The sequence below is a fragment of the Acinetobacter sp. I-MWF genome (genome assembly GCF_025433935.1).
Taxonomy (GTDB): domain Bacteria; phylum Pseudomonadota; class Gammaproteobacteria; order Pseudomonadales; family Moraxellaceae; genus Acinetobacter; species Acinetobacter guillouiae.
Genome location: NZ_JAMBAR010000001.1, coordinates 2,142,915 through 2,169,007, shown reverse-complemented (window position 1 = coordinate 2,169,007; position 26,093 = coordinate 2,142,915). Strand labels below are relative to the sequence as shown.

At 37.6% G+C, this 26,093-nt stretch carries 30 protein-coding genes; 15 read left to right on the top strand and 15 right to left on the bottom strand.

The genetic code is table 11. The annotated features are described in order from the left end of the window. Positions 1-127: 127 nt before the first annotated feature. Entirely contained in the window at positions 128-613 is a 486-nt protein-coding gene (locus tag M2R48_RS10080; RefSeq protein WP_004821389.1) for a phasin family protein, read from the bottom strand. Between the two features lie 268 nt (positions 614-881). Here M2R48_RS10080 and M2R48_RS10075 point away from each other — a divergent pair, with 268 nt between their 5' ends. The 8 genes from M2R48_RS10075 (at position 882) to fdx (ending at position 7,136) form a co-directional block, all read left to right on the top strand. Continuing rightward, a complete protein-coding gene (locus M2R48_RS10075) occupies positions 882-1,535 on the top strand; it encodes a hypothetical protein (protein WP_004720623.1) in 654 nt (217 codons plus the stop codon). A gap of 150 nt (positions 1,536-1,685) precedes the next feature. Beyond that, entirely contained in the window at positions 1,686-2,159 is a 474-nt protein-coding gene (locus tag M2R48_RS10070) for an Rrf2 family transcriptional regulator (RefSeq protein WP_004720625.1), read from the top strand. 1 nt (position 2,160) lies between these two features. After that, on the top strand, positions 2,161-3,378 hold the full coding sequence (locus M2R48_RS10065) for an IscS subfamily cysteine desulfurase (protein ID WP_004720627.1): 1,218 nt from the start codon (positions 2,161-2,163) through the stop codon (positions 3,376-3,378). A 110-nt stretch (positions 3,379-3,488) separates the two neighbouring features. Beyond that, entirely contained in the window at positions 3,489-3,875 is a 387-nt protein-coding gene (gene iscU, locus M2R48_RS10060) for a Fe-S cluster assembly scaffold IscU (RefSeq protein ID WP_004720629.1), read from the top strand. Positions 3,876-3,920: 45 nt separating this feature from the next. After that, entirely contained in the window at positions 3,921-4,241 is a 321-nt protein-coding gene (gene iscA, locus M2R48_RS10055; protein WP_034610390.1) for an iron-sulfur cluster assembly protein IscA, read from the top strand. A 100-nt stretch (positions 4,242-4,341) separates the two neighbouring features. Next, positions 4,342-4,857, top strand: a complete 516-nt coding sequence (hscB, locus tag M2R48_RS10050; protein WP_004720634.1) for a Fe-S protein assembly co-chaperone HscB — start codon at positions 4,342-4,344, stop codon at positions 4,855-4,857. Positions 4,858-4,922: 65 nt separating this feature from the next. Further along, positions 4,923-6,782: a Fe-S protein assembly chaperone HscA gene (hscA, locus tag M2R48_RS10045; protein WP_262086002.1), complete on the top strand. Its 1,860-nt coding sequence runs from the start codon at positions 4,923-4,925 to the stop codon at positions 6,780-6,782. 15 nt (positions 6,783-6,797) lie between these two features. Then, on the top strand, positions 6,798-7,136 hold the full coding sequence (gene fdx / locus M2R48_RS10040) for an ISC system 2Fe-2S type ferredoxin (RefSeq protein WP_004821379.1): 339 nt from the start codon (positions 6,798-6,800) through the stop codon (positions 7,134-7,136). Positions 7,137-7,236: 100 nt separating this feature from the next. On the opposite strand, the gene M2R48_RS10035 is transcribed toward fdx, so the two are convergent. From M2R48_RS10035 to M2R48_RS09995, 9 genes are all read right to left on the bottom strand, one after another. Next, positions 7,237-8,685 carry an adenylate/guanylate cyclase domain-containing protein gene (locus M2R48_RS10035; RefSeq protein ID WP_004720640.1) on the bottom strand — a complete coding sequence of 483 codons (1,449 nt, stop codon included), beginning with the start codon at positions 8,683-8,685 and terminating at the stop codon, positions 7,237-7,239. Positions 8,686-8,739: 54 nt separating this feature from the next. Beyond that, complete coding sequence (locus M2R48_RS10030) at positions 8,740-9,174, bottom strand: HIT domain-containing protein (RefSeq protein ID WP_004720642.1); 435 nt, start codon at positions 9,172-9,174, stop codon at positions 8,740-8,742. 229 nt (positions 9,175-9,403) lie between these two features. Further along, positions 9,404-12,865 (bottom strand): transcription-repair coupling factor, encoded by a 3,462-nt coding sequence (mfd, locus tag M2R48_RS10025; protein ID WP_262087476.1) that lies wholly within the window; start codon positions 12,863-12,865, stop codon positions 9,404-9,406. A 296-nt stretch (positions 12,866-13,161) separates the two neighbouring features. Continuing rightward, positions 13,162-13,518 carry a hypothetical protein gene (locus M2R48_RS10020; RefSeq protein WP_244015908.1) on the bottom strand — a complete coding sequence of 119 codons (357 nt, stop codon included), beginning with the start codon at positions 13,516-13,518 and terminating at the stop codon, positions 13,162-13,164. Between the two features lie 106 nt (positions 13,519-13,624). Beyond that, positions 13,625-14,566: a Dyp-type peroxidase gene (locus M2R48_RS10015; RefSeq protein WP_004720648.1), complete on the bottom strand. Its 942-nt coding sequence runs from the start codon at positions 14,564-14,566 to the stop codon at positions 13,625-13,627. A 182-nt stretch (positions 14,567-14,748) separates the two neighbouring features. Continuing rightward, positions 14,749-15,132 (bottom strand): DUF6678 family protein, encoded by a 384-nt coding sequence (locus M2R48_RS10010; RefSeq protein WP_315972855.1) that lies wholly within the window; start codon positions 15,130-15,132, stop codon positions 14,749-14,751. A gap of 150 nt (positions 15,133-15,282) precedes the next feature. Further along, the gene (locus M2R48_RS10005) at positions 15,283-16,068 is read right to left on the bottom strand and encodes a glutathione S-transferase N-terminal domain-containing protein (protein WP_262086000.1); all 786 of its coding nucleotides are present in this window, start codon (positions 16,066-16,068) and stop codon (positions 15,283-15,285) included. A gap of 43 nt (positions 16,069-16,111) precedes the next feature. Beyond that, positions 16,112-16,624 carry a ribonuclease E activity regulator RraA gene (rraA, locus tag M2R48_RS10000; RefSeq protein WP_004720654.1) on the bottom strand — a complete coding sequence of 171 codons (513 nt, stop codon included), beginning with the start codon at positions 16,622-16,624 and terminating at the stop codon, positions 16,112-16,114. A 12-nt stretch (positions 16,625-16,636) separates the two neighbouring features. Next, a complete protein-coding gene (locus tag M2R48_RS09995) occupies positions 16,637-17,302 on the bottom strand; it encodes a nucleoside-diphosphate sugar epimerase (RefSeq protein ID WP_262085999.1) in 666 nt (221 codons plus the stop codon). Between the two features lie 213 nt (positions 17,303-17,515). On the opposite strand from M2R48_RS09995, the gene rpsT reads away from it, so the two are divergent. Beyond that, entirely contained in the window at positions 17,516-17,782 is a 267-nt protein-coding gene (gene rpsT / locus M2R48_RS09990) for a 30S ribosomal protein S20 (protein ID WP_004720657.1), read from the top strand. Positions 17,783-17,935: 153 nt separating this feature from the next. On the opposite strand, the gene ispF is transcribed toward rpsT, so the two are convergent. Next, entirely contained in the window at positions 17,936-18,427 is a 492-nt protein-coding gene (gene ispF, locus M2R48_RS09985; RefSeq protein ID WP_004720660.1) for a 2-C-methyl-D-erythritol 2,4-cyclodiphosphate synthase, read from the bottom strand. 100 nt (positions 18,428-18,527) lie between these two features. Here ispF and M2R48_RS09980 point away from each other — a divergent pair, with 100 nt between their 5' ends. The 6 genes from M2R48_RS09980 (at position 18,528) to M2R48_RS09955 (ending at position 22,570) form a co-directional block, all read left to right on the top strand. Continuing rightward, positions 18,528-19,178, top strand: a complete 651-nt coding sequence (locus M2R48_RS09980; protein ID WP_004720662.1) for a hypothetical protein — start codon at positions 18,528-18,530, stop codon at positions 19,176-19,178. Positions 19,179-19,204: 26 nt separating this feature from the next. Further along, positions 19,205-19,888, top strand: a complete 684-nt coding sequence (locus tag M2R48_RS09975; RefSeq protein ID WP_262085998.1) for a hypothetical protein — start codon at positions 19,205-19,207, stop codon at positions 19,886-19,888. Between the two features lie 47 nt (positions 19,889-19,935). Continuing rightward, on the top strand, positions 19,936-20,085 hold the full coding sequence (locus M2R48_RS09970) for a hypothetical protein (RefSeq protein WP_171287872.1): 150 nt from the start codon (positions 19,936-19,938) through the stop codon (positions 20,083-20,085). 21 nt (positions 20,086-20,106) lie between these two features. Continuing rightward, entirely contained in the window at positions 20,107-20,748 is a 642-nt protein-coding gene (locus M2R48_RS09965) for a DUF4304 domain-containing protein (protein WP_262085997.1), read from the top strand. Positions 20,749-20,946: 198 nt separating this feature from the next. Next, positions 20,947-21,987 carry a helix-turn-helix domain-containing protein gene (locus M2R48_RS09960; RefSeq protein ID WP_105712723.1) on the top strand — a complete coding sequence of 347 codons (1,041 nt, stop codon included), beginning with the start codon at positions 20,947-20,949 and terminating at the stop codon, positions 21,985-21,987. Positions 21,988-22,027: 40 nt separating this feature from the next. Continuing rightward, positions 22,028-22,570, top strand: coding sequence for a CbrC family protein (locus tag M2R48_RS09955; protein WP_105712724.1), 543 nt, complete (start codon positions 22,028-22,030; stop codon positions 22,568-22,570). Between the two features lie 22 nt (positions 22,571-22,592). Here the strand turns inward: M2R48_RS09955 and M2R48_RS09950 are convergent, their stop codons facing one another. The 4 genes from M2R48_RS09950 to fba all read right to left on the bottom strand — a co-directional run bounded on the left by M2R48_RS09950 (position 22,593) and on the right by fba (position 26,067). After that, positions 22,593-23,204 carry a GNAT family N-acetyltransferase gene (locus M2R48_RS09950; protein ID WP_105712725.1) on the bottom strand — a complete coding sequence of 204 codons (612 nt, stop codon included), beginning with the start codon at positions 23,202-23,204 and terminating at the stop codon, positions 22,593-22,595. A 150-nt stretch (positions 23,205-23,354) separates the two neighbouring features. Then, complete coding sequence (locus M2R48_RS09945; protein ID WP_151957371.1) at positions 23,355-23,963, bottom strand: GNAT family N-acetyltransferase; 609 nt, start codon at positions 23,961-23,963, stop codon at positions 23,355-23,357. A gap of 98 nt (positions 23,964-24,061) precedes the next feature. After that, a complete protein-coding gene (locus M2R48_RS09940) occupies positions 24,062-24,913 on the bottom strand; it encodes a DMT family transporter (protein ID WP_262085996.1) in 852 nt (283 codons plus the stop codon). 116 nt (positions 24,914-25,029) lie between these two features. After that, positions 25,030-26,067 carry a class II fructose-bisphosphate aldolase gene (fba, locus tag M2R48_RS09935; RefSeq protein ID WP_004720677.1) on the bottom strand — a complete coding sequence of 346 codons (1,038 nt, stop codon included), beginning with the start codon at positions 26,065-26,067 and terminating at the stop codon, positions 25,030-25,032. Positions 26,068-26,093: the final 26 nt, after the last annotated feature.

Genomic DNA, 26,093 nt, shown 5'->3' with positions numbered 1-26,093 from the left:
TTCCAAGGCTGTAGATCAAAGGCCATGACGACTTTATAGCAATGCTTTGGGGGGAAACGCAAGACTCCAAACACGCTTTTCACAAAAATTACGACTAAAATTTACGATTTTTTTGGATTAATGGTAATTATTTCATTTTTTTTAGCAATTGGTCGCGTAAGTTTTGGTTCTCTTCAGCCAATGCATCGACCTTATTGTGGAGTTGCAGGATCAAGTTTTCCAAATGCTGAAGATCTTTAGCAGTCACTAAACCAATTCTGTTTAATGAATGATTTACACGCTGATCTAAAAGTTTTTCAACCTTGTCTTTGGTTTCTGCAACTGACTCTTTGGTTTTTTCAGTGACTTTATTGACTGTCTGATCTGTGACTTCAACTGTCTTGGATTCAAGCTCCTCACCCACCTTGACTAAAGAATCAAAGAGTTTATTGCCTTCTTCTTCGGCTCTGGAGAACGCTCCCAACCCTGCCAACCAGATTTGTTTTGTATATTTTCTGAAATCTAATGCTGACTTTTTATGATTTCTAGGCTTTATTTGAGATTCATCAAACTCATTTTGATCTTCATAAAGATCCGTTTGTTCTTTGTTGCTCTTTTTCATATCTTGCTCCATTTACCCCAAACTCCAGCGTGTAATGACCTATATGACCAAATTATGTAGAAAATATTGCTATATTATCAAATAAAACTATTGAACCTTTTGCTAAACTGTTCTACAAAGCAAAGTAATTGTTTTAATGTTAAGGAACACTTGGCAATTCGACAATGGTTATTAAGATAATTTTTATATCATTGTTGAAATATTGTGTTTCAAGTCATGGATGAGATTGTTTCAAATTTATTTAGAGATCGGACTCTCTGTTTTGCTATAGGAATTTTTTATGAATGAATCGCAACAAAAGCAAGGTCATTCTCGTTTGTTGCTAAACATTGTCATGATTATATTGGAAACCATTTATTCTTTCGTATTAAAACATGATCGTGTTGTTCGCTTACAGGCAAAAAAATTCGTCGGACAGCAGATTACAATTAAAATGAATAGTTATATTCCTTATTTTGACTTTTATGTTCAATTTACAGATCGTGGTATTCTTTTTGATTTACAGCCTCCAGAAAAAGCCATTGACCTTTCTGTGAGTAGCACACTCATCGATTTCATCCAAATTTTTGTCTTTGCTAATCGTCGTAGCATGAAAAAAATGCGTCTGGAAGGCGATAACCTGCTCAAGGAACAGTTCCGTGATCTGGTTGTACACTTAACTGCACCTAAATTGCTTTCAGACTGGAAGCAATGGTTAACCAATCCAGATGATGACAGCCAGACAAAAGCATCAAAAAAACGCATTGCCCCTTTGCTTGAAAAGATTGATCAGCAACGCTCTAAGATCAACACACTCCAAGTTGAAGTGAAACAATATCAAAATCGTGTTAAACGCTTGCAGCTCAACCAACAACGTTTATATACGGCTTTAGGCGTATTGGGCTTCCTATTTATGGCATTAGTCGTGTATAATCTTTGGCAAATATTTTCATAAAACTTGAACAAAAATTGAAATTTTCCAGTAATTTTTGTTCAAATAATAAATTCTGACTAAATTAGTCAGAATTAAACTTAAAAATACTTGACTATTTTAGTCAGGATTCATAAAATTCATACATCTAGTCTAAAACATGTGTATCGAATCATGCGCCTAACTACTCGCGGTCGCTATGCAGTGACTGCACTACTTGACTTAGCATTGCAGCCACCTGAACAAACGATTACGCTTGCAGAAATTGCAACCCGCCAAACGATATCTGTCGCTTATCTTGAACAATTGTTCGCTAAACTTAAACGTCATGGCTTAGTTTCAAGTGTTCGTGGAGCAAATGGCGGTTATCACTTAGCGCGCCATGCTGAAGAAATTACTGTCTTAGAAATTATTGAAGCTGTAAATGAAACCGTTGATGCGACTCGTTGTGACCACAAAGGCAACTGCCAAAATGGTGCAATGTGTTTAACTCACGATTTATGGCAAGAACTCTCTCTCCATATTGCCGATTATTTAGCTAAAATCACCCTTGCGGATTTAGTAGCTCGTGACAACGTACAAACCGTTGCGGTTCGCCAAAATTCAGCACCTCTTGATTCAGCCCTTTTATCGGTTACAGGTATTTGACATGAAACGTCCGATTTATCTTGACTATGCAGCAACTACGCCTGTTGATCCTCAAGTAGCAGAACGCATGATGGAGTGTTTAACCTTTGATGGTACATTCGGTAATGCTGCTTCTCGCTCACATGCTTATGGATGGCAAGCTGAAGAAAAAGTTGAATATGCACGTGAACAAGTCGCAAATTTAGTAAAAGCCGATCCACGCGAAATTGTCTGGACTTCTGGTGCTACTGAATCTGATAACCTTGCCCTTAAAGGTGTTGCTCAGTTTTACGGTTCTAAACGCAAACACATCATCACAAGTAAAATTGAACATAAAGCAATTTTAGATACTTGTCGTGAATTAGAAGAAGAAGGTTTTGAGATTACCTATCTTGAACCTGAACCTAAAACTGGTTTAATTACCCCAGAAATGGTTCAAGCTGAACTTCGTCCAGATACGTTACTTGTTTCATTGATGATGGTGAACAATGAAATTGGTACTGTGACAGATGTTGCTGCAATTGGTGAGTTAACACGTGCTAATAAAACCTATTTCCATGTAGATGCTGCACAAGCTGCGGGTAAAGTGGAAATCGATCTTTCTACCATGAAAGTTGATTTGATGAGCTTCTCAGGTCATAAGGTTTATGGACCTAAAGGCATTGGTGCTTTATTTGTACGCCGTAGCCCACGTGTTCGTATCAAAGCACAAATTCATGGCGGTGGTCATGAACGTGGTATGCGCTCAGGTACACTTGCAACTCATCAAATCGTCGGTATGGGTGAAGCATTTGAACTTGCTGGCAAATCTTTACAGGCTGAACAAACTCGTTTACGTGTACTCCGTGACAAACTCTGGAACGGTTTACAAGATTTAGAACAAGTCTTCTTAAATGGCCACCCTGTATACAATGTTGCAAACTACTTAAATGTTAGCTTCAACTTTGTAGAAGGTGAATCATTGATGATGGCGTTAAAAGATGCTGCTGTATCTTCTGGTTCAGCATGTACATCTGCAACACTTGAACCTTCTTACGTACTTCGTGCCCTCGGTCTTTCTGACGAGTTAGCACATAGTTCAATTCGTTTTAGCTTTGGTCACTATACGACTGAAGAAGACATTGATCATGTAATTAAGATTACTAAAGCTGCTGTTGAGAAATTGCGTGAGCTTTCTCCGCTTTGGGATATGTACAAAGAAGGGATCGACTTAAATTCAGTTGAATGGGCTGAACACTAAGTTCCTTGAAATCAAAACGCGGCATTTTATTGAAAATCAGTAAAATGCCACCAAATTAGATTGTAGAAATACATATTATCAACGCTGACCCCGAGGTTTGGAGAAGCAACATGGCTTATAGCGAAAAAGTAATAGATCATTACGAAAATCCTCGTAATGTTGGTGTGTTGGATAAAAATGCAGAAAATGTTGGTACAGGTATGGTGGGTGCACCTGCATGTGGCGATGTAATGCGTTTACAAATCCAAGTGAATGACAGTGGTGTAATTGAAGAAGCTCGCTTTAAGACTTATGGCTGTGGCTCTGCAATTGCGTCTAGTTCACTCGTAACCGAATGGTTAAAAGGTAAAACGCTTGACGAAGCACAGGCGATTAAGAATATCGACATCGCAACTGAACTTGCACTTCCTCCTGTAAAAGTACACTGTTCTGTACTTGCAGAAGATGCAATTAAAGCTGCTGTTGAAGATTACCGTAGCAAGAAAACTAAAGCCTAATATCTGTTCGTCAAATTTAGCAGATGATTTTTTAACGGAGTTTTCATGATCAATCTAACTGAAAATGCTGCAACTCATATCAGCAATTACTTAAAGAATCGCGGTAAGGGTGAAGGTATTCGTCTTGGTGTGAAAACTTCAGGCTGTTCTGGCTTAGCTTATGTACTTGAGTTTGTTGATGATATCGACACTCATGATCAAATGTTCGAGCAGTTTGGTGTAAAAGTTTTTGTAGATCCAAAAAGTTTGGTTTATCTCGATGGTATGGAAATGGACTATGTTAAAAATGGTCTCAATGAAGGCTTCGAGTTTAATAACCCAAATAAAAAAGGTGAATGTGGCTGTGGTGAATCTTTCACTGTATAATCTGCCCTGCTTTTTCTCATGTTAAAACAGTGTCTTGCACTGTTTTAATCACATTTAATTACACCGTTTTCCTGTAAAACATCGTGGATGAGTATCTCCCATGAGTCATTTTGAGTTGTTCGATCTCCCGGAAGCACTCGATATTGATTTAGCGACATTAAAAGCTAATTTCCTAAAACTACAACAGCAATATCATCCTGATAAAGCTGAAGATAAAGACAAAGCTTTGATTAAATCAAGTGAAATTAATCAGGCATATAAAGCTTTATCCAATGTAGACAGTCGTGCTGCTTATCTACTTTCACTCAAAAAGCAAGATCATCACTTAGATCAATCAATTAGTGATTTTGAGTTCTTACAATCTGCTTTAGAAATTCGTGAGCAGCTTGATGAAGCAACCAATACTGAACAATTGCATTCTTTAAAAAAAGAAGTCCAACAATGGATTGATGGCTTAGTTCGTGAATTCAAAATTGATTTTGAGGATGAAGATTGGGCTGAAGCACGCGACACTGTGCGCAAGTTACGATTCTTCCAAAAAGTCATGAATGATATTGATAAAGCCGAAGATCAGCTTTTAGATGATGAAGATTTTAGTTTAGATGATGATTTCTAAATTTTAACTTTCATTATATGTTTTACCCGAATTTGTTTTTAGTTTTTATTTTAAGGATGTGACAAATGGCACTCTTGCAAATTGCTGAACCAGGACAATCAAGTGCGCCACATGAACACCGTATTGCGATTGGTATCGACTTAGGGACAACCCATTCTCTTGTTGCTACGGTATTATCAGGCAAAGCCAAAGTACTGAACGATGAGCAAGGTCGCGTGTTACTTCCTTCTATTGTACATTATTCTAAAAATTCAACCGAATATGGCGATGCAGCAAAACCGTTTATTACTGCTGACCCTAAAAATACCATTGTTTCTGTTAAGCGCTTTATGGGCCGTTCTAAAGCAGATGTTAAATTTCAACACCCTTACACGCTTGCGGGTGCTGATAATGAAATGCCAGCATTTGAAACAGCGCAAGGTCGTAAAACACCCGTAGAAATCTCCGCAGAAATTTTAAAACAACTGAAAGATCGCGCTGAACAAAGTTTAAGCAATCCGGTGAATGGCGCTGTGATTACGGTTCCAGCCTACTTTGATGAAGCGCAACGCCAAGCTACACGTGATGCAGCTGAACTCGCGGGTTTAAATATATTACGCTTACTCAATGAACCTACCGCTGCAGCTGTTGCATATGGTTTGGATCAAGAGAGCAACCTAACAACAGACCGTAACTATGTCATTTATGATTTAGGTGGCGGTACATTTGATGTGTCTATTTTGCGTTTTTCTCAAGGTGTATTTGAAGTTTTAGCCACAGGCGGTCATACCGCACTAGGTGGCGATGACCTAGATCGCCTTATTGTGAAATGGGCAAAAAAACAACTCAATATTGAAATTTTAGATGATGCAGAATATGCGCACTTTATTGTTTCTGCGCGTAAAGCCAAAGAAGCACTCAGTGATGCAACCTCCGTTGATATTAAAGTTCTAACACACCACCTCACGCTAGATCGCACGACATTTGAAGAAATCATTCAAGTGGCATTAGATAAGACGATCAATGTATGTAAACGTGTCATGCGTGATGCAAAACTTGAACTCGATGATATTCAAAATGTAGTTCTTGTTGGTGGCTCAACCCGCTCTTATGCTGTACAAAAAGTCGTGCGTGAAGTATTTAAGCAAGAACCACTTTGTACCATCAATCCTGATGAAGTTGTGGCGATTGGCGCTGCGATCACTGCGAATCAGCTCATTGGAAATTCTAAAGATGGTTCATTACTGTTAGATGTTACCCCGCTGTCCCTTGGTCTAGAAACTATGGGCGGTTTGGTTGAACGTTTAATTTCACGCAATACAGCCATTCCTGTTGCACGCCGTCAAGAGTTCACCACCTATCAAGATGGTCAAACTGCCATGTTGATCCATGTCTTGCAAGGCGAACGCGACTTAGTTGAGCATTGCCGCAGCTTAGGTCGTTTTGTATTACATGGTATCCCACCAATGACCGCAGGTCAGGCACGTATTGAAGTCACTTTTCAGGTCGATGCAGATGGCCTGCTTACTGTTTCAGCCAAAGAAACCACATCAGGGGTCAATGCGCAAATCGACATTAAACCCTCTTATGGATTGTCTGAAACCGATACTGAACGTTTGCTTTTAGAAGGTTATAAATTCGCTGAAGAAGATAAAAATCTTCGTCATCTCAATGAAACTAAAGTTGAAGCACAGCGTGAACTTGAAGCCTTAACACAAGCATTAAAGGTTGACTCCAATCTGCTCAGCACTGAACAACTGACTGCACTCACCCATGCCGCTGAAGCTTTAAAAGCCCAGCTTGAAACAAACGATATCAAATCGATTGAGCATGCTGTTGAACAGTTAAAAACTTATAGCGATGCCTTTGCTGCAGAACGTATGAATCAACACATTGATCATGCACTCAAAGGCACCAAACTTGATGATTGGTCTAACTCAAACTAATTTAAGGTAACGACTATGCCACGTATTAAAGTACTACCTCATGCAACAATTTGTCCAAATGGTGCTGAGTTTGAAGTTGAACCAAACGCCAATCTGTGCCAAAGCTTGCTCGATAATGGTATTAAAATCGAACATGCCTGTGACATGTCTAAAGCATGTACCACTTGCCATGTGATTGTACGTAAAGGCTTTGATGAGCTCGAAGAGATGGATGATGTTGAAGCAGACTTACTTGATCGTGCTTGGGGCTTAGAACCCGATTCGCGTCTATCTTGCCAAGTTAAAATCACAGACGAAGATATGGAAGTTGAAATTCCAAAGTATACAATTAACCACGCTTCTGAAAACCACTAAATTGCTTTTCATGTAGGCAAAAAACCACTCTTTATGAGTGGTTTTTTAATGTCTTGATAATTTTTGATGGCTTAGGTATTTAATTTAATATTTAAGGATTTTACAAATAATTTGAGTTGACTTCATCTTCAATATTAAGCTTTGCAACGCCTTGAGAGTTAGTAAGTTTTTGCTGAACCTTAATCCGTTCTACCATTTTTTCTAATACTTCAACCAGCTCTGGATATTCAAAGTTTTGCACTTCTTCTAAATTCAGCACCAAGTGGAAACCTTTATACTCATAATCAAACCATTGTTGATTTTCATTCTTGGTCGCTGAATATTTTTCCATCACTTGCCAAGTGCGTACCTTACCTTGAATCCCTTTCAGCTCAATCGGAGTTTTTGGTGCACAGAGATAATCATTTTTAATCAGCTTATAGGTTTCATCTGAAACCAAAATTTCATCGATATCCGCAGCATATTGCAAACGCGCTGCTAAATTGGCATCACGCCCCACAATGGTATACGCCATACGATGCACAGCACCATAGTTCCCAACGTGACAATAACCGGTACTTACCCCCATACGAATATGTAAAGGTGCATAGCCCATTTTCACCCAACGTTCACGGAGAAATTTCATCTGCTGGCGCATTGCAATGGACATATCAATACAGTTTTTCGCATCCTGCTCCACACCTTGTGAGTCAGGATCACCAAAGAAAATCAGGATTGCATCACCCATAAACTTATCAATGGTTGCACCATATTGTTTGGCAATTTCAGTCATATGACTTAAATAGTCATTTAATACAAAGGCCAAATCATCTGGAATCAATGTTTCTGATAATTCTGTAAACCCTTGAATATCAGAAAAGAAAACCGTCATTTTTTTACGTTTATATTCAATCTTGGCTTCTGTATCACCACGCATGATCGCTTGCCAAAGCTGTAATGGCGCATAACGACTGAGTTGATTTGATAACTCAATATAGCGATTCATTTCATTGAAATAGGTGTTTTTCTTGGTTTCTACACTTTTGATACGGCGATTTTGATAATAATTTCCGATGTTTACAAACAAAATGATGCTAATAAAAGACAGGACTGATAGCTCTGGGCTGGTTTGCTGAAAATAATCATAAAAACCAAAGATAAAAATAATATTGGTATAAAATACAACAAAGGCAACTAAAATTGCCAGAGAGCCCATCATAAATGAAATTTTGTTGTTAATCGCTGTATAGATCAGTGCAAATAACAACACAAAAGTAACCACGAGGCTTAGATGTACAGCAGCCAATGCGGTAGAAACTACGATGACATCAATTAAGAAATAGATGTTTTTCCGAATTTTAGAGCCATATGAATATTCTAGCCAGCGCGATAGCTTAGGGCTAACAATAAAAATAAAGCCTATAAAAAAAGGAACATAAAATTGATAATTTGCAATTGGGGAGGTGAAATAATAAACCATGACCACCAAAGCAATAATCAAATACCCCATAAATCGCTGGAATATCTCAAATTGCTTTGGCTCTTTATCTAACATACGTTCAAATGGCAAAATATTTTACCTCGAATGTCATTTTATTAAACACTTCCCTTGTGCTGTTTACACTTAATCCATACGCCAATCGAATGGCATCTCACCTTGACCACGTAACGCCAACATCAGAGTTTGACGCATGTGAGCTAATACTTCATTGCTATAAGGAACTGCTTGCAGGCCAAATACAGGTTTAGGCCAAGCTACATCATTCTGATAACGAACTACATGATGAAAATGTAATTGCGGAACCATATTTCCAAGTGCAGCGACATTCATTTTATCTGCACGAAAAACACGAGAAAGCTGACTAGACAACCAGCTTGATTCACGTAAAAACTGCTCTTGGTCAGCTTGACTTAGTTCATATAACTCAGTGATACCAGGAACACGTGGAATAAGAATCAGCCACGGGAATTGCATATCATTCATTAAACGACATGTTGAAAGCGGAAAATCGCCTACAAAAAAAGTATCTTGAGCAAGTTGTGGATGCAAACTAAACATATCTTTATAAATGACGCAAAATTAAAAGGATGGCTAATACTAACACATCGGTTTTCGTGTGAATATTGGTTATCTTGTGTTTTGGTACAAATAAACACAGTTTGTTTTGAACCTGATCACAATTACACTTTAAAGAATCACAGAATTTTTTCAAGTGATTTACCTGAAAAAATTCATAAGCACTTTTAATCTCAGATTGAGCATTTTTTAAGCTCAAAATCCTGATAAATTAACGCTTTAATTCTGTCAGTAAATTGTTTAACAAATCCTGAATAAACTGAATTCGCTTGTCATTTTCTTCAAGCATCACCATCACTTTTAAACGTTGCCCACCTTCCATACGGAACCAAGTTGGATGCTTCTGCATAAGTTGAATAATACTGATCGCTTGCACAGGTGTATCAGGTGAAAATTCGATCACCCCGCCATTGGCCCCAATATCAATTTTGGTGATTTCTAAGGCTTCAGCCTTAACCCGAATTTGATGAACACTAAACAGTTGTTTTACTGGTAATGGCGGTACACCAAAGCGATCAATCAACTCCATACGGATGTTGTCAAGTTTATCCTGAGTATCGATATTACTAATACGTTTATAGAACATAAGACGCTGATGTACATCTCCCAAATATTCATCTGGGATCAAAGCAGGCATATGCAGGGTAATTTCAGAAGTAAGTGAAAGTGGTGTATCAAAATTAGGGGTCTTGCCCTGTTGAATTGCTTTGGTCGCTTTGGCCAACATTTCCATATATAGGCTATAACCAATTGCATTCATTGAACCGCTTTGTTGTTCACCCAGTAATTCACCAGCCCCACGGATCTCTAAGTCTTCCGTAGCCAGCATAAAACCAGCGCCAAGATTTGAAGCTCTTTGAATCGCATCTAAACGTTTTTCGGCATCACCTTTAAGGCCTTTAATCGATGGCACCATCAAATATGCATAGGCTTGATGATGGGAACGTCCAACACGACCACGTAATTGATGTAATTGTGCTAGGCCGAGTTTGTCTGCACGTTCAATAATAATCGTATTAGCATTGGGAACATCAATCCCCGTTTCAATAATTGTTGAACAGACCAGCACGTTAAATTCTTTGTGATAGAACTGTTGCATGATTTGCTCAAGTTCACGTTCACGCATTTGACCATGCGCAACCGCGACACGCGCTTCAGGTACAAGTTGACGAATATTTTCCGCAGCACGTTCTATGGTATCTACTTCATTGTGCAAGATATAAACCTGACCACCACGTAACAACTCTCGCAGAATTGCCTCTTTCATAGTTTCATTGGTTTGTTCATTGACAAAAGTTTTGACGGCTAAACGACGTGCAGGCGGTGTAGCAATAATTGAAAGATCGCGCATTCCGCCAAAAGCCATATTCAAGGTACGAGGAATTGGTGTTGCAGTTAAGGTTAACATATCAACATCTGCACGCATGGCTTTGATACGCTCTTTATCACGTACCCCAAAACGATGTTCTTCATCGACAATCATTAAACCTAAGTTTTTAAACTGCACATTTTCCTGAAGAATTTTATGTGTGCCGATGACAATATCGACTTTACCATCGATTAAATCATCAATGGTTTTGGTATGACTTTTATTGGTTCCAAAACGCGAAAGTACCTCTATACGAATTGGCCAATCGGCAAAGCGATCTTTAAATGATTCAAAATGCTGTTGCGCCAATAAGGTGGTAGGTACTAAAACAGCCACTTGCCTATTATTTTGAACAGCAACAAATGCCGCGCGCATCGCCACTTCCGTTTTACCAAAGCCAACATCACCACAAACCAATCGATCCATTGGTTTGGCTTGTTGCATATCATATAAGGTCGCTTCAATGGCATTGGCCTGATCCAGTGTTTCCTCATAAGCAAAACCACTGGAAAATTGCATATATGCACTTTGATCCAGCTCAAAGCTAATCCCAGGTTTAGACTGACGACGTGCTTGGATATGTAGCAATTCAGCTGCCACATCATGAATCTGTTCAAGTGCTTTACGTTTTGCTTTATTCCATGCATCTGTACCCAATTTATGTAAAGGCGCTAAATCAGGATCACCTCCACTAAAACGACTAATCAAATGTAAATTGGTCACAGGAACATACACTTTTGCATCATCTGCATAGTTTAATTGCAGAAACTCATAGTCTTGTTCATCAATATTTAAGGTGACTAAACCTGCATAACGCCCAACACCATGATCAATATGCACCACTGGCGCACCAATATTGAGTTCCGTCAAACTTCGGATCAGAAACTCTTCTGAAACCTCTTGTTGACGTTTTCTACGGCGCTGTACAACTCTATGTTCATACAGTTGGTTTTCAGAAATAACCGATAGATCATTGCTGATGACCAATCCACGATCCAAAGGCGCATTGGTAATCGCCACAGAGAAATTAGATTGTTGAAATACAGCAAAACTTTCAACAACTGGAATTTCACCTAAACTTGCACGTAAAGCATCTTTTAAAGTTTCACGGCGTCCAGCACTTTCAGCCACTAGTAATACAGGATGATTGGCCTCATCCACATACTGCTTCACTGCTTTAAATGGTTGGTCTTGTTTAGGGTCTACAGGCAATCGTGGTGGTAATTCAACCGACAAATTGATACAGCCTGCTTTTAATTCAATGGCTTCTGTTGAGGCAATAATTCTTGAAAATTGATTTAAATACTCAAACAGTTGATTCGGTTGTATAAAAATTTCTTCAGGTGGTAATAGCGGTTGATCAGCATTATGGCGTCGGTCCTCGTAACGACGCATCACATCTGTCCAAAAACTCAACAATCCTTCGTCAATGTGCTTATCTGTAATGACAATCGCATTACTTGGTAAGTACGATACCAAACAACTTTGTGTTTGCATGGCTTGCTGTGAAAAGAATAATGGGAAGTAGAAATCTAATCCTGGAGAAGCAATGCCTTCTAACACATCTTGATAAATTGGGTTTTTCTTGGGATTTGCAGTTGGAAAACTTTCTGCATAACGATCACGAAATGTTGAACGCGCTTCTTTTAACGGAAATTCTTTTGCAGGAAGTACGGTAAAACGCTCTAACTTTGTTGTTGTTCTTTGGGTTTCAGGGTCAAAGAATTTTAAACTGTCTATTTCATCATCAAATAAATCAATACGAATAGGTGCATTTTGCCCAGAAGCATAAATGTCCATGATGCTACCACGTACCGCAAACTCACCATGGTCATAAACGGTATCAACCAGATGATAACCCGCCTGAACCAGTTTTAATTTTTGTTGTTCTAATGCAAATTTCTGACCAACGCGGATATCAAAATGCTCACCCAATACCCATGATGTAGGGGCAACACGTTGTGCCAAGGTGGTTGCAGAGACCAATAAAATACCTTTTTGTGGCATATTGGAAAGTATCGACAGTCTTTCAGAGACAATATCTTGGTGCGGAGATAAACGATCATATGGCAATATCTCCCAGTCTGGAAATATTGTTGGTTTTACCCCATAAAATTCTAATTCACTTTCCAACTGTCCCAAGTGCTGATTATTTTTTGCAACTAATACAAAAAGCTGATCCGATTTCTCTGCGATCTCCTTAAACAATAAGGCTGCAGATGAACCGAGCATTGTGCCAATCCAGCGTTTTTCGCCTGCTTTCAGTTGTTTTAAATTGAGGTCAGAGATTTCTTGTTTAAACATAATCGCATAGGGTCTAAAAGACATGAGCAATAGTTTAACATGATGACTTTATTCAGTTGAGTGATTTTATTTATTCTATTTATCTGTGCAGTGACTCAACAGCAGCATTTTCTTCATCAGGATAGAATTCACATCAGTCTCAAGACAAACTCACAGGATTATAGGCCTATGGAAGCTCTTGCAAATGAATTGAGAATAGTCATTTGTATAACAGAGAAAAAACTAAGCTACATCACACATTATTCTTTGGTGAAATATTCTGATTCCACTAAATGTTATCCATGCCTTAAGTGGATTTATTTTTCTCGTTTAAACGCTTTATAATAATCATTGAGTTTTCGAATAATTTCTTTAAATTGTTTTAAATTTTCTTCTGTATTGCCAAGCCTTTGCACATAGTTGTTCGTCGCGATTTCTAAATCAATCTTTTCATTGATCAAAATTGTTTTATAGAACAAAGCCTTTAAATCATCAAAATTATTGAGTTTTCGGTTAGAAAAGTATTCCAGCCGTTCAGATAACTCACGATTTAAAACAATACCATCTACTATAAAACCATGCTCAGCATCAATTTGAATATTATTTTCTTGTAGAAAAACTTGTTCAGGACCATTTTTATTGCCCTTAAATAATGCTGTAATTTTATCAAACATCATTAAAACTCAATTAAATCAGAGATTCATCATAACAAAGATGACAAAGTTTCGCAGTAAAAGGCCGTTTTAAAACGACCATTTACCTGAACATAAACCATCAGCGTTATTCGTCACCTAAATCATCTAAGAAATCGACAGTAGGCACAAAGAATAAGGTTCCTGTCACTGCTGTACTAAAATCTAATAAACGATCTAAATTACCCTCTTCATCACCTTGAAACATATGCTCTAACATTTGTCGGGTCACACTAAATTTGCGTGCATAACCAATAAAGAAGGTGCCATATTCATTTTTAGATGGATTTGAAAACGGCATATTTGCACGCATGATTTTAATTTCATTGCCATCCGCATCATGCGCCTTACTCACTACATTGTGTGCTGTTTTAGGCTTTACATCATCACTCAGTTCAACATCATTAAACTTTTTACGTCCGATGACTTTTTCTTGTTCTTCATCACTGAGCGCACGCCACTTGTCCATATCATGCATATATTTTTGAATAAATGCATAGCTGCCACCTTTAAAGTCTGGATCTTCATCACCCACCAGTGCATATTCAGCTGCAATTTCAGGCTCTGGGTTTTCTGTCCCATCGACAAAGCCAATAATCGCTCTACCGTCAAAATATCGAAAACCATTCACTTCATCCACTGGATAACTTACGGCTTTTAATTGCGTATTGATCATATCTGCCATTTCAAAACACAACGCTTGACGATCAGCACGAATATGGAAAAACAAATCACCTTCTGTTGAAACAGCCGTATATTTTGGCCCTTTAATTTCTTTAAACTGTTCTAATTCTTGTGGTTTAGCCTGATCAGGAAATAAACGCTCCCACGCATTTGCCCCAAATCCCATAACCGCACTAAATTGTGCATCTGGATAACGGTTGGTTAAACTACGTGTTAATGCTGAAAAATTTGCTGCAAAATCGATTACTGTATCTATTACTTCAGCCCCAAGCCTTAATCCTAAAACAATAAATAAGGCATTTTCCCCTGGACGATTCATAACAGGTTGAATTCGAGTTGAAGTCATAATTTATCTCAAAATATTCTATTGGTTACAATCTAACATAGGCTGTTTTAAAGCTTAAGTTTTTATCGTTAACAATCCACTAATTCACAATATTTATATGGATAGAAATGTTGCGAAAAATGATTAAAGCAATCTGTTTTGACTTATTTGTTCAGACACCTCTATTGTCATTATTTTTAAAATTACTTTGAGTAATAAGCATAAATTTTAAAACAACTGTTTTTTTCATCAAACACAATATTCAAATGCTGCAACAAAGTACGAAATTGATCTGTTTGATCTAAAATCAAATCACTGATCAATCTTCCTCTCGGTTTGCTCAGCATAGGCTTTACAATTAAATATTCAATTGCAATAAATACAGGCATAGCATCGTGATAGAAAGGATGCCAATCACCCAAATACCACGGAATTTTCTTCACAAATTGATCTTCAGCTTGTAGATCTTTATTTTCAGTCACCAATTTGACAATAAATGCAGGTGGAAAATCCAAGTCTGTCATTGCATGCAGAAGTTTGAGCCATTTTGAATCACTCATACAAGATACCAACTGCCGTTGATGCACGACCTGCTGAATTTTCAAAATATACTTTATATAGCCTTGGTCAGTCTTTAAAGTATTTATATGATTTCGATATTCAAGATAATTTTCTTGTAAACCCACATTTATCCTTCAATTAAAAGCACCTATGTTAGGTGCTTTTAACACATAGAGTTAACCATATTGTTTCTGTAAATAAGATACGATTGCTGCTGACTCAAAGAGTTTTTCACCTGTATTTGGATCTTCTAAATAAGGCACTTGAATATCTTGCTTTGCACGCGCCATAACAGGAATAATTTTTTCACGTTTGCCACCGACCAAAGGAACATATTTACCAGGTTTTAAACGTAAAACTGCTGGGCCTAGATCTTGCCAACACTCTTTAGCCACATTATGAAAGATAAATGGAATTTCTAATTCAGTTAACACAGCACGCACAACTCGTGTATATGGACTTGCTTCAAACCCCCATAATTCCAATAATTGCGCTGGACTTGCACGATCAACAATTTTTTTATTTACCCAAACCCCACGTGCACCATTAATAATAGTTCCCACCATGGCTACAGTTGGGTATTTAGGATAATGAGAATATTTCTTTGGTGTTTTGCCAGTTTTACCATAATGTTTAAATAAGTAATCAACAATCTTTTTCGATTCGTACATTGCTGTTCCCGTATTTTCATCAATGAAATACGGAAAACGCAATTTTCCACCTTTTTCTTTTACAACCTGACGATATTTGGTCCCACCTTTAGGGCATGGATAGACTTCATAATCCAAATTGAGCAAGGTCATTACTTCTCGTACACGGCGGCAAAATGGTGAACCCTCAAACTCATATAACTTTAAAGCCTTTTCTGGCTGGTTTGGAAACGGAGTTCCTGTTACACCACGGCCTCCCTCAGTCAGTGATGAAGCCAAAGCTTGTACAACTTTAATTTGATGATGCACCATTTTATACCCCCCTAGACGATTGTTTTCGCTTAAATAAAGCTTTTTATAAATCCACTAATTTTTCTTTTGAAACCACAATGCCATTGTTATCTGCATAGATATATTCACCAGAATTGAAAGTGACACTACCAAAATACACAGGAATATCGACCTCACCTATGCCTTTACGATTGCTTTTTTGTGGAATTGAAGCCAATGCATGGACACCTAGATCAAGTTCAACTAGCGCATCTACATCACGTACACAGCCGTAAATCACTACACCATTCCAGTGATGCTTAACCGCTGACTCTGCAATCATGTCACCCATCAAGGCACAACGCATGGATGCTCCACCATCGACAACCAAAACCTTGCCAGTTCCATCTGTAGCAAGTAACTCTTTCACTCGTGAGTTATCTTCAAAACACTTGACTGTCACGATTTGACCACCAAAGGTTTTACGCGCCCCATAACTTCTAAAAAATTTGCCATCTAGAGATGGAATCAAGGTTTGAATGTCTTGGTCTGGGTGATCATCTAATAAATCACAAGTTACAAAAGGTACTGTAGTCACGTTATCACTCCATTATTTGCTATTTTGTATACGCAAATTATCATAAATTTCAATTTTTTGAGTTTGTGTTTGAGCAGCCTCGACCATAGTATGAGCCACTTGTTGTGCTGTCACTGGCTTATATTTAAAAGAATTGGGTACCAAATGCGAAAATTTACCATACAGCTTTTGCGTTACATCTTCCAAGAATCGCTTTTCATTTCGATCACCAAGGAGTAACGATGGGCGAATAATTGAAAAACGATATAAATTCAACTTTTGTATATAGTCCTCAAGTTCACCTTTCACTTGATTATAAAAAATTGGCGAGCAGGCTTTTGCCCCCATCGCACTGACTAAAAGTAAATGAGTTTCAGTCATTTCAAATAAATCTGCAAAATGTGCATTGATCTCAAAATCAATATTATAGAAAGCTTCTTTAGAACCTGCCTTTTTAATGGTCGTTCCCAAACAACTGAATGCATGAGTGTAACCGCTGACATCTTGATCATTGAGTAGAAGGAAATCATCCAATACAAATTGTTCAACTTTTTTAAATTTTGAAAAGTCGGGATTTTCTCGTCGCACAACAACTGTAATTTTTTCACAATCAGTCAATAAATCGAGCTGTTCAATGAGACGCTGCCCCACTAAACCTGTTGCTCCAATCACAATCGCATTTTTTATCGAATTAGTCATTTTTTAAACAATCTCCTAGATTTATTACTAATCTAACGTTTTATTTCAAATTTTTCTTCAACAAAAATGTTGTCAAAGCATGTCAACACTTGACTTTACTGGCCTCTTTAATCACAATATGGCACTTGTTTACGGGCTGGTGATAATCCTCTGATGTGGTTTTCAGATGTGGTTTCAGCCCGCCCAGACCCATCTAATTCAAGGAGTGCACGAGTGGCAAACTCTGCTCAAGCAAAAAAACGTGCTCGTCAAAACGTTAAAGCACGTAAACACAACGCAAGCTTGCGTTCAATGGTACGTACTTATATCAAACGCACAATCGCTGCTATCGCTACTGGTGAATATGCTGCCGCAACTGAAGCTTATAAAGCTGCAGTTCCAGTTATTGACCGTATGGCGGATAAAGGTATCATCCATAAAAACAAAGCTGCTCGTCACAAGAGCCGCTTGAATGCACAAGTTAAAGCGTTAGCTAACTAATTTTTGCATGTGAAAAGAGCCCTTTAAAGGGCTTTTTTTGTAGCTAAAATTTGACTATAACACTTTAAAATCGGAAAACATCAAAACTTATCTACCACTGCATCAATATTTCTCAGTAGATAGATAAGTAAGAGTTCTAAACTATAAAAATAATTATTTTGCTAAATGAGAAATTAAGACTGTTGCAGTGGATAAAATACCTTCCTGACGACCAGTAAAGCCCAATTTCTCTGTGGTTGTTGCTTTAACACTAATTTGAGTCACATCAACATCTAACACATCTGCAATACTTTGACGCATTTCCAAATTGTGTTTGGCTAATTTAGGCCGTTCACATGCCACAGTAATATCAGCATTATTTAATTTATAACCACGGTCTAAAATTAATTGATAAACATGTTTTAAGAGCTTACGGCTATCCGCACCTTTAAATTCAGCATCTGTGTCTGGGAAATGCTGTCCAATATCCCCTAAAGCCAATGCACCCAATAAAGCATCACATAATGCGTGTAATACGACATCACCATCAGAATGTGCTTTTAAACCATGGGTATGTGGAATTTGAACGCCTGCCAAAGTTACAAAATCACCTTCTTCAAAAGCATGTACATCCATTCCCTGCCCAATACGAATCGGTATGATCATTCTTAGCTCCTTTTGCAGTTTTTAAAATTTAAAAATCTTGTATTCGTACTTTCTCTTTCGCTATAGTACGTATGCAAACATTGTGAAAGTATAAGCGATCATGCTGTTGAATACAGAATTTAATCAAATTAAAACACTCTTGTCTGGTCTCATTTTGAGCTGTATCAGTACATCAGCTGTTTATGCCCTGCCTCTTGACTGTAAGCACCAAGATTCATCACTTTTAAAAAAGTTATGTGGTTCGCAGTATAGTGAACTACGCGCTCAATTAAATGAGAGCTATCTCACTGCATATCTGGTCACAGATGCACCAATACGCTTAATCAATGATACACATCGTTTGTGGCTCAACCGTTTAAGTCAATGTAAAAGCAACGATTGTTTTAAACAACAGTTCGATATTCGCCTAGAAGACTTAAATTTTTACACCTCAATGAATCAAAGTTTAACCCAACATTTCATTAAATATGAACATGGTAAAATTTCGAAGCAACCCGCCCATTTACAAATCCATCAACTGACTAAAGATCGGATTAAAGTTGAAGGCATCGCCTACCGAAATCCCAATAACCGTAAAGATAGTCAAATTGTCTCATTGTTGGCTTACACCACGCCTGAAAAAAAGAATCAAATTTTAGACAATGAACATGACTGTAAATATGTGCTTAATTTCCAAAAAGCAATTTTGTCTGTGACGACAACACAAAAAGGCTGTGAGCGCTTTACTGGAATTTACCGTTTATATGATTAAGATTTATCATTAAATTTGGCAAAATCATGAGTATAAAATTAGCGTTAAGTGAAGAAAGATTAAAAATATTATCTGAATGCATGCAGAATTATGATGTGGGTGCTGATACAGATGAATGGCCTAACAATATCATTTCGCGCTTTACCAGCGTTTATAATGATGGGTCTATTTCAAAGCAAAATATCCCATTGCAGCATGAAATTGATCCCGATGAATTAAAACTTTGTCAAAAATTAAGCACTGAAATCGCCAATATCATGGCAAATATTGAAGTTGGCATGGGTTCAAACTCGGGTGATTATTTTCAAGATTTTTATATCATGCATTCACAAAACTCAGCTAGCCAAAAAATTACGCCTCAGCTGATTCAACAATACTTTGCCAATACTATTTTTCCTTTGGCAAACATTACGACTGAACCGCTTACAACCAATACACAGTGGTGGAAAGAAGTAGAACAAGATGGTGAAGAATCTCCAGCAGAATATTTTCAGCCTTGGCACAAGATGATGGATTGGTTTGCAGCACAACACGATTTTATCGACTGTGCATTTGTTCGGATTGGTGACTCAGCACTTTTAGAACAAATCAATTCTGATAATTACCCGAAAGGAACAATCATTACAGGTTGTGTCTTGCCTCGACTTGCATTGGGCTTAACCCAGAAGAGCAGCTTGGTTGGAATCTTTGGATATGTTGTACACAGTTAAGATCTAACGCCCCCAGCGCTAAAATACAAATAAAATAAGGTATAAACATGACTCAACTGTTAATTTTAGACCAAATCTCACAACACCTTGATCAAACCTCTTTTGGCGGTCTTCCTGTTAAAACGTTTGGCTTACAAGTTGAATGGCTGTTTGTTTGCCCTCAGGGTAAAACTGCTAAATTTCTATGGCAATGCTAGCCTTCACCATGGATATATCTAATGGATAAAAAAGTCATTTCCAAACTATTACAACGTCAGTTTTATCCCATTTTAAAAGCACAAGGCTTTATAAAAAAAGGCGATGTATTTAGGCAGGTTGAGGGAGAAGTTATTCGAATCGTCGATATACAGCACTCCATTAAAAGACATTGTTTTCAAGTTAATCTCGGTATTCACCTCATCCCATTAGGTGAATATGTTATGCGATGTACAGGTAACGCTTTAGATATTGAAAAAATGCGTGATTTCGATTGTGCATGGCGTAGTTCGATCCTGCCTTATTTGATCAATGATCATGACAACGACTGGTCATATACCTCAAATGAACAAGATGCTAACGAAATGGTGCAATTTCTAGTATCTGAGTGGAATCGTCAAAGCCAAAATTTCTTTAATCAATTAGCACATTGGCCTGAAGATTTTCTCAAGAAAGCGCATCAGGCCTGTATGAATCCCTTACATCCCGCACACATGTGTACCCTCTGCTATGTAGCTGGTGCTGCTGGTGATTTACAATTGGTCAAGAGGCTCGCTGAGATTGCAATTGATGCTGTTCCTGAACGAGCCACCTCATTAAAAGAACGATTAGCATCATTTATCCAAAATCCAAGTTTAGCGATTCCGCAAATTATCGATGAATGACGAAATGAAGCAGTCAAATGCGCTATTCACCAAATTGAAATATTTGTTATATTTTCTAACAACTTTCACGATCCGATTTAAAGTTTTACGCTTTATTTCCTGACTTAATTAACTTATAAATAACTATATATAAATAGTCTGATGACATATTTGTTGTAAATACCGAACACCAAACAATAGAGGATCAAAGGTGTTGCTATGGATTTGAACATGTATCTCACCAATAAATTTAAGAATTTTAATGAGTTTCTAGAAACGCATTGGCATGACTACCCCAATAAATACAAAGAAATCCAAACACTGCTGTTTTTTCAAGCCTATACCACCAAGCCACTTTCCGAGAAATTTGAAATCAATATTGATCAGGCCTTAAAGTATCCAACCTTAAGATATTACTTTCAACAGATTGAAAAATATATCCATATACCGCCCAAGCAACTGTTTCCTAACTCATTTCATCGCCCTTATGAACATATTTTAAATGAGTTTAAATATTTAAGCTTTTACCAAGAAGCTTTTGAATTTCACAAAAATTTAGAAAAAATAAGAAATACCTTTAATAAAATTTCCATTCCAATTGCCAGTCATGCTATTTACACAGAAATTTTACAATATCTCAATTTGAGCTTTGAATACCTTGCTGATCCCAACTTAGCCAACGAGTTAAAGATTAAATTAATTTACCAATGGCAAGATATTCATAATTTAGAAACTGTTGCCGCATATAAATCATTAGAAAAAATTAAGACCACACTCAATCATTATCGGCAAAAATCCTGTTCAGAGTACTATTTTAATTTAATTCAACTGGGTGAAAATCAACGGATTGAATTTAAAGAACGTACCACTGACCTATTAACCAACCGCAAATCAGATAAATGGGTCAAAGCGTGCTTTGCATTTATGAATACCCGCAATGGCTATGTATTTATAGGCGTTGCTGATGATTTAACCATTGTAGGGATTGAAAATGAACTTGCGGAACACTTTAATAATTCACTCGACTTAATGAAGCGGAGTTTGATTGATAAACTGGCACACGAAAGTAACAAAATTTCAAATATTTATACCACACTAGAAGAAATACAGATTCGAGGAAAAACCATATTGGTCTTTAAATGTAATAAATCGGACCGTCCTTTGTATTACAAAGGCGAACTGTTTATGCGCACCAATGGACAAACAACACGCGTTCCACCTGAACTGATTGAAAGTTTTCGGGTAGAATTTTATTGTTAGCATTCAATAGTTAAAATCTTTGCCTAGAAGAATCAAAAATATGAATTACCCTCAGTTTAAATATCATCCCAATGCATACAAACTTGATCTGTTTGAAAAAGAAGATGGTATTTGTTCAATTTGCAATCAACAACGCGACTTAAAGTACGTATGTTCTTTCTATAGCATAGATGAACCCGATTATATCTGTCCGTGGTGTATTGCCAATGGTGCAGCAGCGCAAAAATACGATGGAGAATACAATGACTATTGTGGCATTGAAGGTATTTCTTCAAACCCAAATGTTCCTTCCGAAAAAATCAACCCTGAATTTTTAGATGAAATCTGCTTAAAAACGCCAAGTTATCATAGTTGGCAACAAGAAGTTTGGCTCGTGCATTGCAATGAACCATGTCAGTTTATCGCTTATGCGGATAGTGAAATGCTTAAACCAATTTGGGATGAGGTTAAAGCCGATATCGAGGAAAATGGTTATCCAGTAGAGCTTATCCAAGATCACCTCAGTATCGACGGTGATTTAACAGGCTATCTGTTTCAATGCATTCATTGCCAACAACATCGCTTACATATAGATTGTAGTTAAATACATAATCAAACTTTATAAGTTAAACCTTATAGCTTTGGCTAAGTAACTGGCTTAAATGCTGTTTAATGCCCTGCCATTCATCTTTGAGTATGCTGTATATAACAGTATCGCGAACAGTTCCATCTTTTCGTAGCGCATCTTGACGTAGCACACCATCATAATGCGCACCTAGACGCTCAATGGCGCTTTGACTTTTAACATTGCGAATATCCGTCCTTAATACAACCGAGTTGGCTTGTAGTTTTTCAAATGCGTACTCAAGTAATAACAACTTACAACTGGTATTGATATGACTGCGTTGTGCTGATTGTGCATACCATGTATAACCAATCTCAACACGGCGTACCTCCCAAATAAAATCGCGAAAACTGGTGGTTCCTACAATACGACCATTCCGCTGATTTAAAACAACAAAAGGTACGCGTATTCCTAAAGATTTTTGTTCAAGTGCCTTGGCAATATAAGCCTTGATCTGAGAATAATGTGGAACCGATGTATATTCCAATTCCCACAAGCGGCCATCTTTACATACCTCAACTAAAGCATTTTCATGTTCTATTTGTAGTGGTAAAAGCTGCACTTGATGGGTTTGTAATGATGTATAAAGCGTTGAAAAGATATCTTGATTCATAGCAATTACACCAATGTAAAGAATGCTCCTCCATTGTCCGCTATGTTTTTGAAAGTTTTATGATCAAAATATGAAATCACCATGACGATCTTTCAAATGATTTCAAAGGCATTTGCATGCCCTTGAATCGAATATAATTCAACAAAATAGTTATTTTTTATAATGTGCCAACATGTCTTGTAAATGTGCTTTTACATTGTTCCACTCACCTTGCGAAATACTGTACAACACCGTATCTCGAATCGTACCATCTTTACGCATTTGATCACCCCGAATAATGCCATCTTTTTTAGCACCTAAACGTTCAATGGCTTTTTGGCTTTTAAAATTAAATTGATCAGTCCGCAACGCCACGGTATTGGCTTGAAGTTGTTCAAAAGCGAACCCTAATAGCAATAGTTTACAGCTTGTATTGACATGGGTCCGTTGTGCCGATTGTGCATACCATGTATAGCCGATTTCAAAACGTTTTACGTTTAATAAAATATCGTGATAACTGGTCGTTCCCAAGACTTTCCCTGAGCTTTGCTCTATGACAACAAAGGGATAACGGCTGCCCTGTGCTTTTTGGATCAGTGCTTTTTCAATATAATTTTTAACTTCTGTGTAATGTGGTGTAGAGGTAATTCGTAAATTCCACAATTCACCATCACGACACGCTTCAGCGAGTCCTTGCTCGTGTTCAAAAGACAGTGGTACTAAGCGAATATTATTTAGTTGTAAATCTAAATGAATAAATAATTGTTCAAATGCATCCATCTCATATCCACCAAGTTAATCTATAAATTTACCGTTTGATGTCATTGTAAAGTGATCAGCAATCGTATTAACAGCGAAGCTTTCTTGCTGTTAAGTCATTATATTGCCAAGGCTAAACATACCACCCCAGCCAAACCTAAAACCAGTCCTAGAGCGGTAATCACTTTAAGCTTTTCTTTAAAAATTAACAGCCCTGCAATGACCCCAAATAACACCACAAGGATATTCATCCCTGCAAAAACAATGGCTGGAGAATCTTTTAATAAAATATGCGCTTTGACATATAAAGCAATATTGGCAAAATTTATGATCCCCAAGGCCAAACCAGCAATACAGTTCTGAAGCTTCCACTGAGTTTTTCGAATCAGTAAGTAACCGACAGATAATAGGAATGAACAGATAAACATCAAGGTTAATGTAACTGGAAACTGTAAGCCCAGACTGGTTGTATATTTCAATAAAACATCAACCAAAGCATAACCTACCCAAACACTGAGTAAATAAAGGATCCCTTTCTGATTGAGGGATGAATTTGATGAACTCGACTGGGAAAGTACAATACATAAAACTGCCACAATACCCAAACCGATACCAAGCATTTTTAATTGGTTAAATTGTTCTTGGAATAAAAAATATGCAGCCAATAATGATAAAACCACAGACAATCGCTGTGCAATTTCAGTTTTTAAAATTCCTGCACTATGTAATGATTTTGCTAGACATAAAAAAATACTGGGTAACACAACGCCTAAACCAAGAATCAACCACCATGGTGTATTTGAGATTGAAATATGGGCCAAATCAGGCTTAAACCAAATATAGCTCAATACACTGGCGATTGCATAATTCCAAGCAATCATTTGCAATGCATCAAAACCTTTTTGTTTGGTCCATTTTAAAAGCATTGAAACCAGCACACTACAAAGTGCTGCTGAAAATATGAGTTCCATAATTTACTTCTTATCTCACCAATCATTGCAAAATTTATGCGGAACCGAGTCCCTATAATTCAAGAAAAAGCCCACTGGTATGAGTGGGCTTTTAGGTGATCAACAACCATCAAAGATTATTTATAACGATCAACCATTTTTTCTAAAGAAATTGGGCGAATCTTGTCTGCATTGCCCGCAGTACCAAATGCTGTATAACGGTCTACACAGATTTGTTTCATTGCTTCAACAGTTTCACCGAAGAATTTACGTGGGTCAAATTCACTTGGTTTTTCAGCCATCATACGGCGCATTGCACCTGTAGATGCTAAACGTAAATCTGTATCGATGTTGATTTTACGTACACCATGCTTGATTGCTTCAACCAACTGTTCAACTGGAACACCATAAGTTTCTTTGATGTCACCACCATATTGGTTAATAATCGCTAACCATTCTTGTGGTACCGAGCTTGAACCATGCATAACAAGATGAGTATTTGGAAGTGCCGCATGAATTTCTTTAATACGGTCAATTGCCAAGATATCGCCTGTAGGTGGACGAGTAAACTTGTACGCACCATGAGAAGTACCGACTGCAATTGCTAAAGCATCAACATTGGTATCTGCAACGAATTGACGAGCTTCTTCAACAGAAGTGAGAAGTTGAGAATGATCAAGTACACCTTCTGCACCAACACCATCTTCTTCACCAGCCAAACCTGTTTCAAGGCTACCCAAACAGCCAATTTCGCCTTCTACAGAAACACCACATGCATGTGCCATTTCAACAGTACGACGTGTTACATCAACGTTATATTCATAAGATGTTGGTGTTTTACCGTCTGCACCTAAAGAACCATCCATCATTACAGATGAAAATCCAAGCTGGATCGAACGTTGACAAACATCTGGGCTTGTACCGTGATCTTGATGCATTACCACTGGAATATGTGGCCATTCTTCAATTGCAGCTAAAATTAAATGACGTAAAAATGGAGCACCTGCATATTTTCGTGCACCAGCCGAAGCTTGCACAATTACAGGTGAATTTGTTGCGTCAGCGGCTAACATAATTGCGCGCATTTGTTCTAAGTTGTTCACATTAAACGCTGGAACGCCGTAACTATGTTCACCGGCATGATCCAAGAGTTGGCGCAATGAGATAAGAGCCATAATATCCTCCCAAGTAATGCCCCATA

Coding starts and splice junctions, on each gene's coding strand:
- M2R48_RS10080 (WP_004821389.1), bottom strand. CDS start 613: ATGGAGCAAGATATGAAAAAGAGCAACAAAGAACAAACGGATCTTTAT.
- M2R48_RS10075 (WP_004720623.1), top strand. CDS start 882: ATGAATGAATCGCAACAAAAGCAAGGTCATTCTCGTTTGTTGCTAAAC.
- M2R48_RS10070 (WP_004720625.1), top strand. CDS start 1,686: ATGCGCCTAACTACTCGCGGTCGCTATGCAGTGACTGCACTACTTGAC.
- M2R48_RS10065 (WP_004720627.1), top strand. CDS start 2,161: ATGAAACGTCCGATTTATCTTGACTATGCAGCAACTACGCCTGTTGAT.
- iscU (WP_004720629.1), top strand. CDS start 3,489: ATGGCTTATAGCGAAAAAGTAATAGATCATTACGAAAATCCTCGTAAT.
- iscA (WP_034610390.1), top strand. CDS start 3,921: ATGATCAATCTAACTGAAAATGCTGCAACTCATATCAGCAATTACTTA.
- hscB (WP_004720634.1), top strand. CDS start 4,342: ATGAGTCATTTTGAGTTGTTCGATCTCCCGGAAGCACTCGATATTGAT.
- hscA (WP_262086002.1), top strand. CDS start 4,923: ATGGCACTCTTGCAAATTGCTGAACCAGGACAATCAAGTGCGCCACAT.
- fdx (WP_004821379.1), top strand. CDS start 6,798: ATGCCACGTATTAAAGTACTACCTCATGCAACAATTTGTCCAAATGGT.
- M2R48_RS10030 (WP_004720642.1), bottom strand. CDS start 9,174: ATGTTTAGTTTGCATCCACAACTTGCTCAAGATACTTTTTTTGTAGGC.
- mfd (WP_262087476.1), bottom strand. CDS start 12,865: ATGTTTAAACAAGAAATCTCTGACCTCAATTTAAAACAACTGAAAGCA.
- M2R48_RS10020 (WP_244015908.1), bottom strand. CDS start 13,518: ATGTTTGATAAAATTACAGCATTATTTAAGGGCAATAAAAATGGTCCT.
- M2R48_RS10015 (WP_004720648.1), bottom strand. CDS start 14,566: ATGACTTCAACTCGAATTCAACCTGTTATGAATCGTCCAGGGGAAAAT.
- M2R48_RS10005 (WP_262086000.1), bottom strand. CDS start 16,068: ATGGTGCATCATCAAATTAAAGTTGTACAAGCTTTGGCTTCATCACTG.
- M2R48_RS09995 (WP_262085999.1), bottom strand. CDS start 17,302: ATGACTAATTCGATAAAAAATGCGATTGTGATTGGAGCAACAGGTTTA.
- ispF (WP_004720660.1), bottom strand. CDS start 18,427: ATGATCATACCGATTCGTATTGGGCAGGGAATGGATGTACATGCTTTT.
- M2R48_RS09980 (WP_004720662.1), top strand. CDS start 18,528: ATGCTGTTGAATACAGAATTTAATCAAATTAAAACACTCTTGTCTGGT.
- M2R48_RS09975 (WP_262085998.1), top strand. CDS start 19,205: ATGAGTATAAAATTAGCGTTAAGTGAAGAAAGATTAAAAATATTATCT.
- M2R48_RS09970 (WP_171287872.1), top strand. CDS start 19,936: ATGACTCAACTGTTAATTTTAGACCAAATCTCACAACACCTTGATCAA.
- M2R48_RS09965 (WP_262085997.1), top strand. CDS start 20,107: ATGGATAAAAAAGTCATTTCCAAACTATTACAACGTCAGTTTTATCCC.
- M2R48_RS09960 (WP_105712723.1), top strand. CDS start 20,947: ATGGATTTGAACATGTATCTCACCAATAAATTTAAGAATTTTAATGAG.
- M2R48_RS09955 (WP_105712724.1), top strand. CDS start 22,028: ATGAATTACCCTCAGTTTAAATATCATCCCAATGCATACAAACTTGAT.
- M2R48_RS09950 (WP_105712725.1), bottom strand. CDS start 23,204: ATGAATCAAGATATCTTTTCAACGCTTTATACATCATTACAAACCCAT.
- M2R48_RS09945 (WP_151957371.1), bottom strand. CDS start 23,963: ATGGATGCATTTGAACAATTATTTATTCATTTAGATTTACAACTAAAT.
- M2R48_RS09940 (WP_262085996.1), bottom strand. CDS start 24,913: ATGGAACTCATATTTTCAGCAGCACTTTGTAGTGTGCTGGTTTCAATG.
- fba (WP_004720677.1), bottom strand. CDS start 26,067: ATGGCTCTTATCTCATTGCGCCAACTCTTGGATCATGCCGGTGAACAT.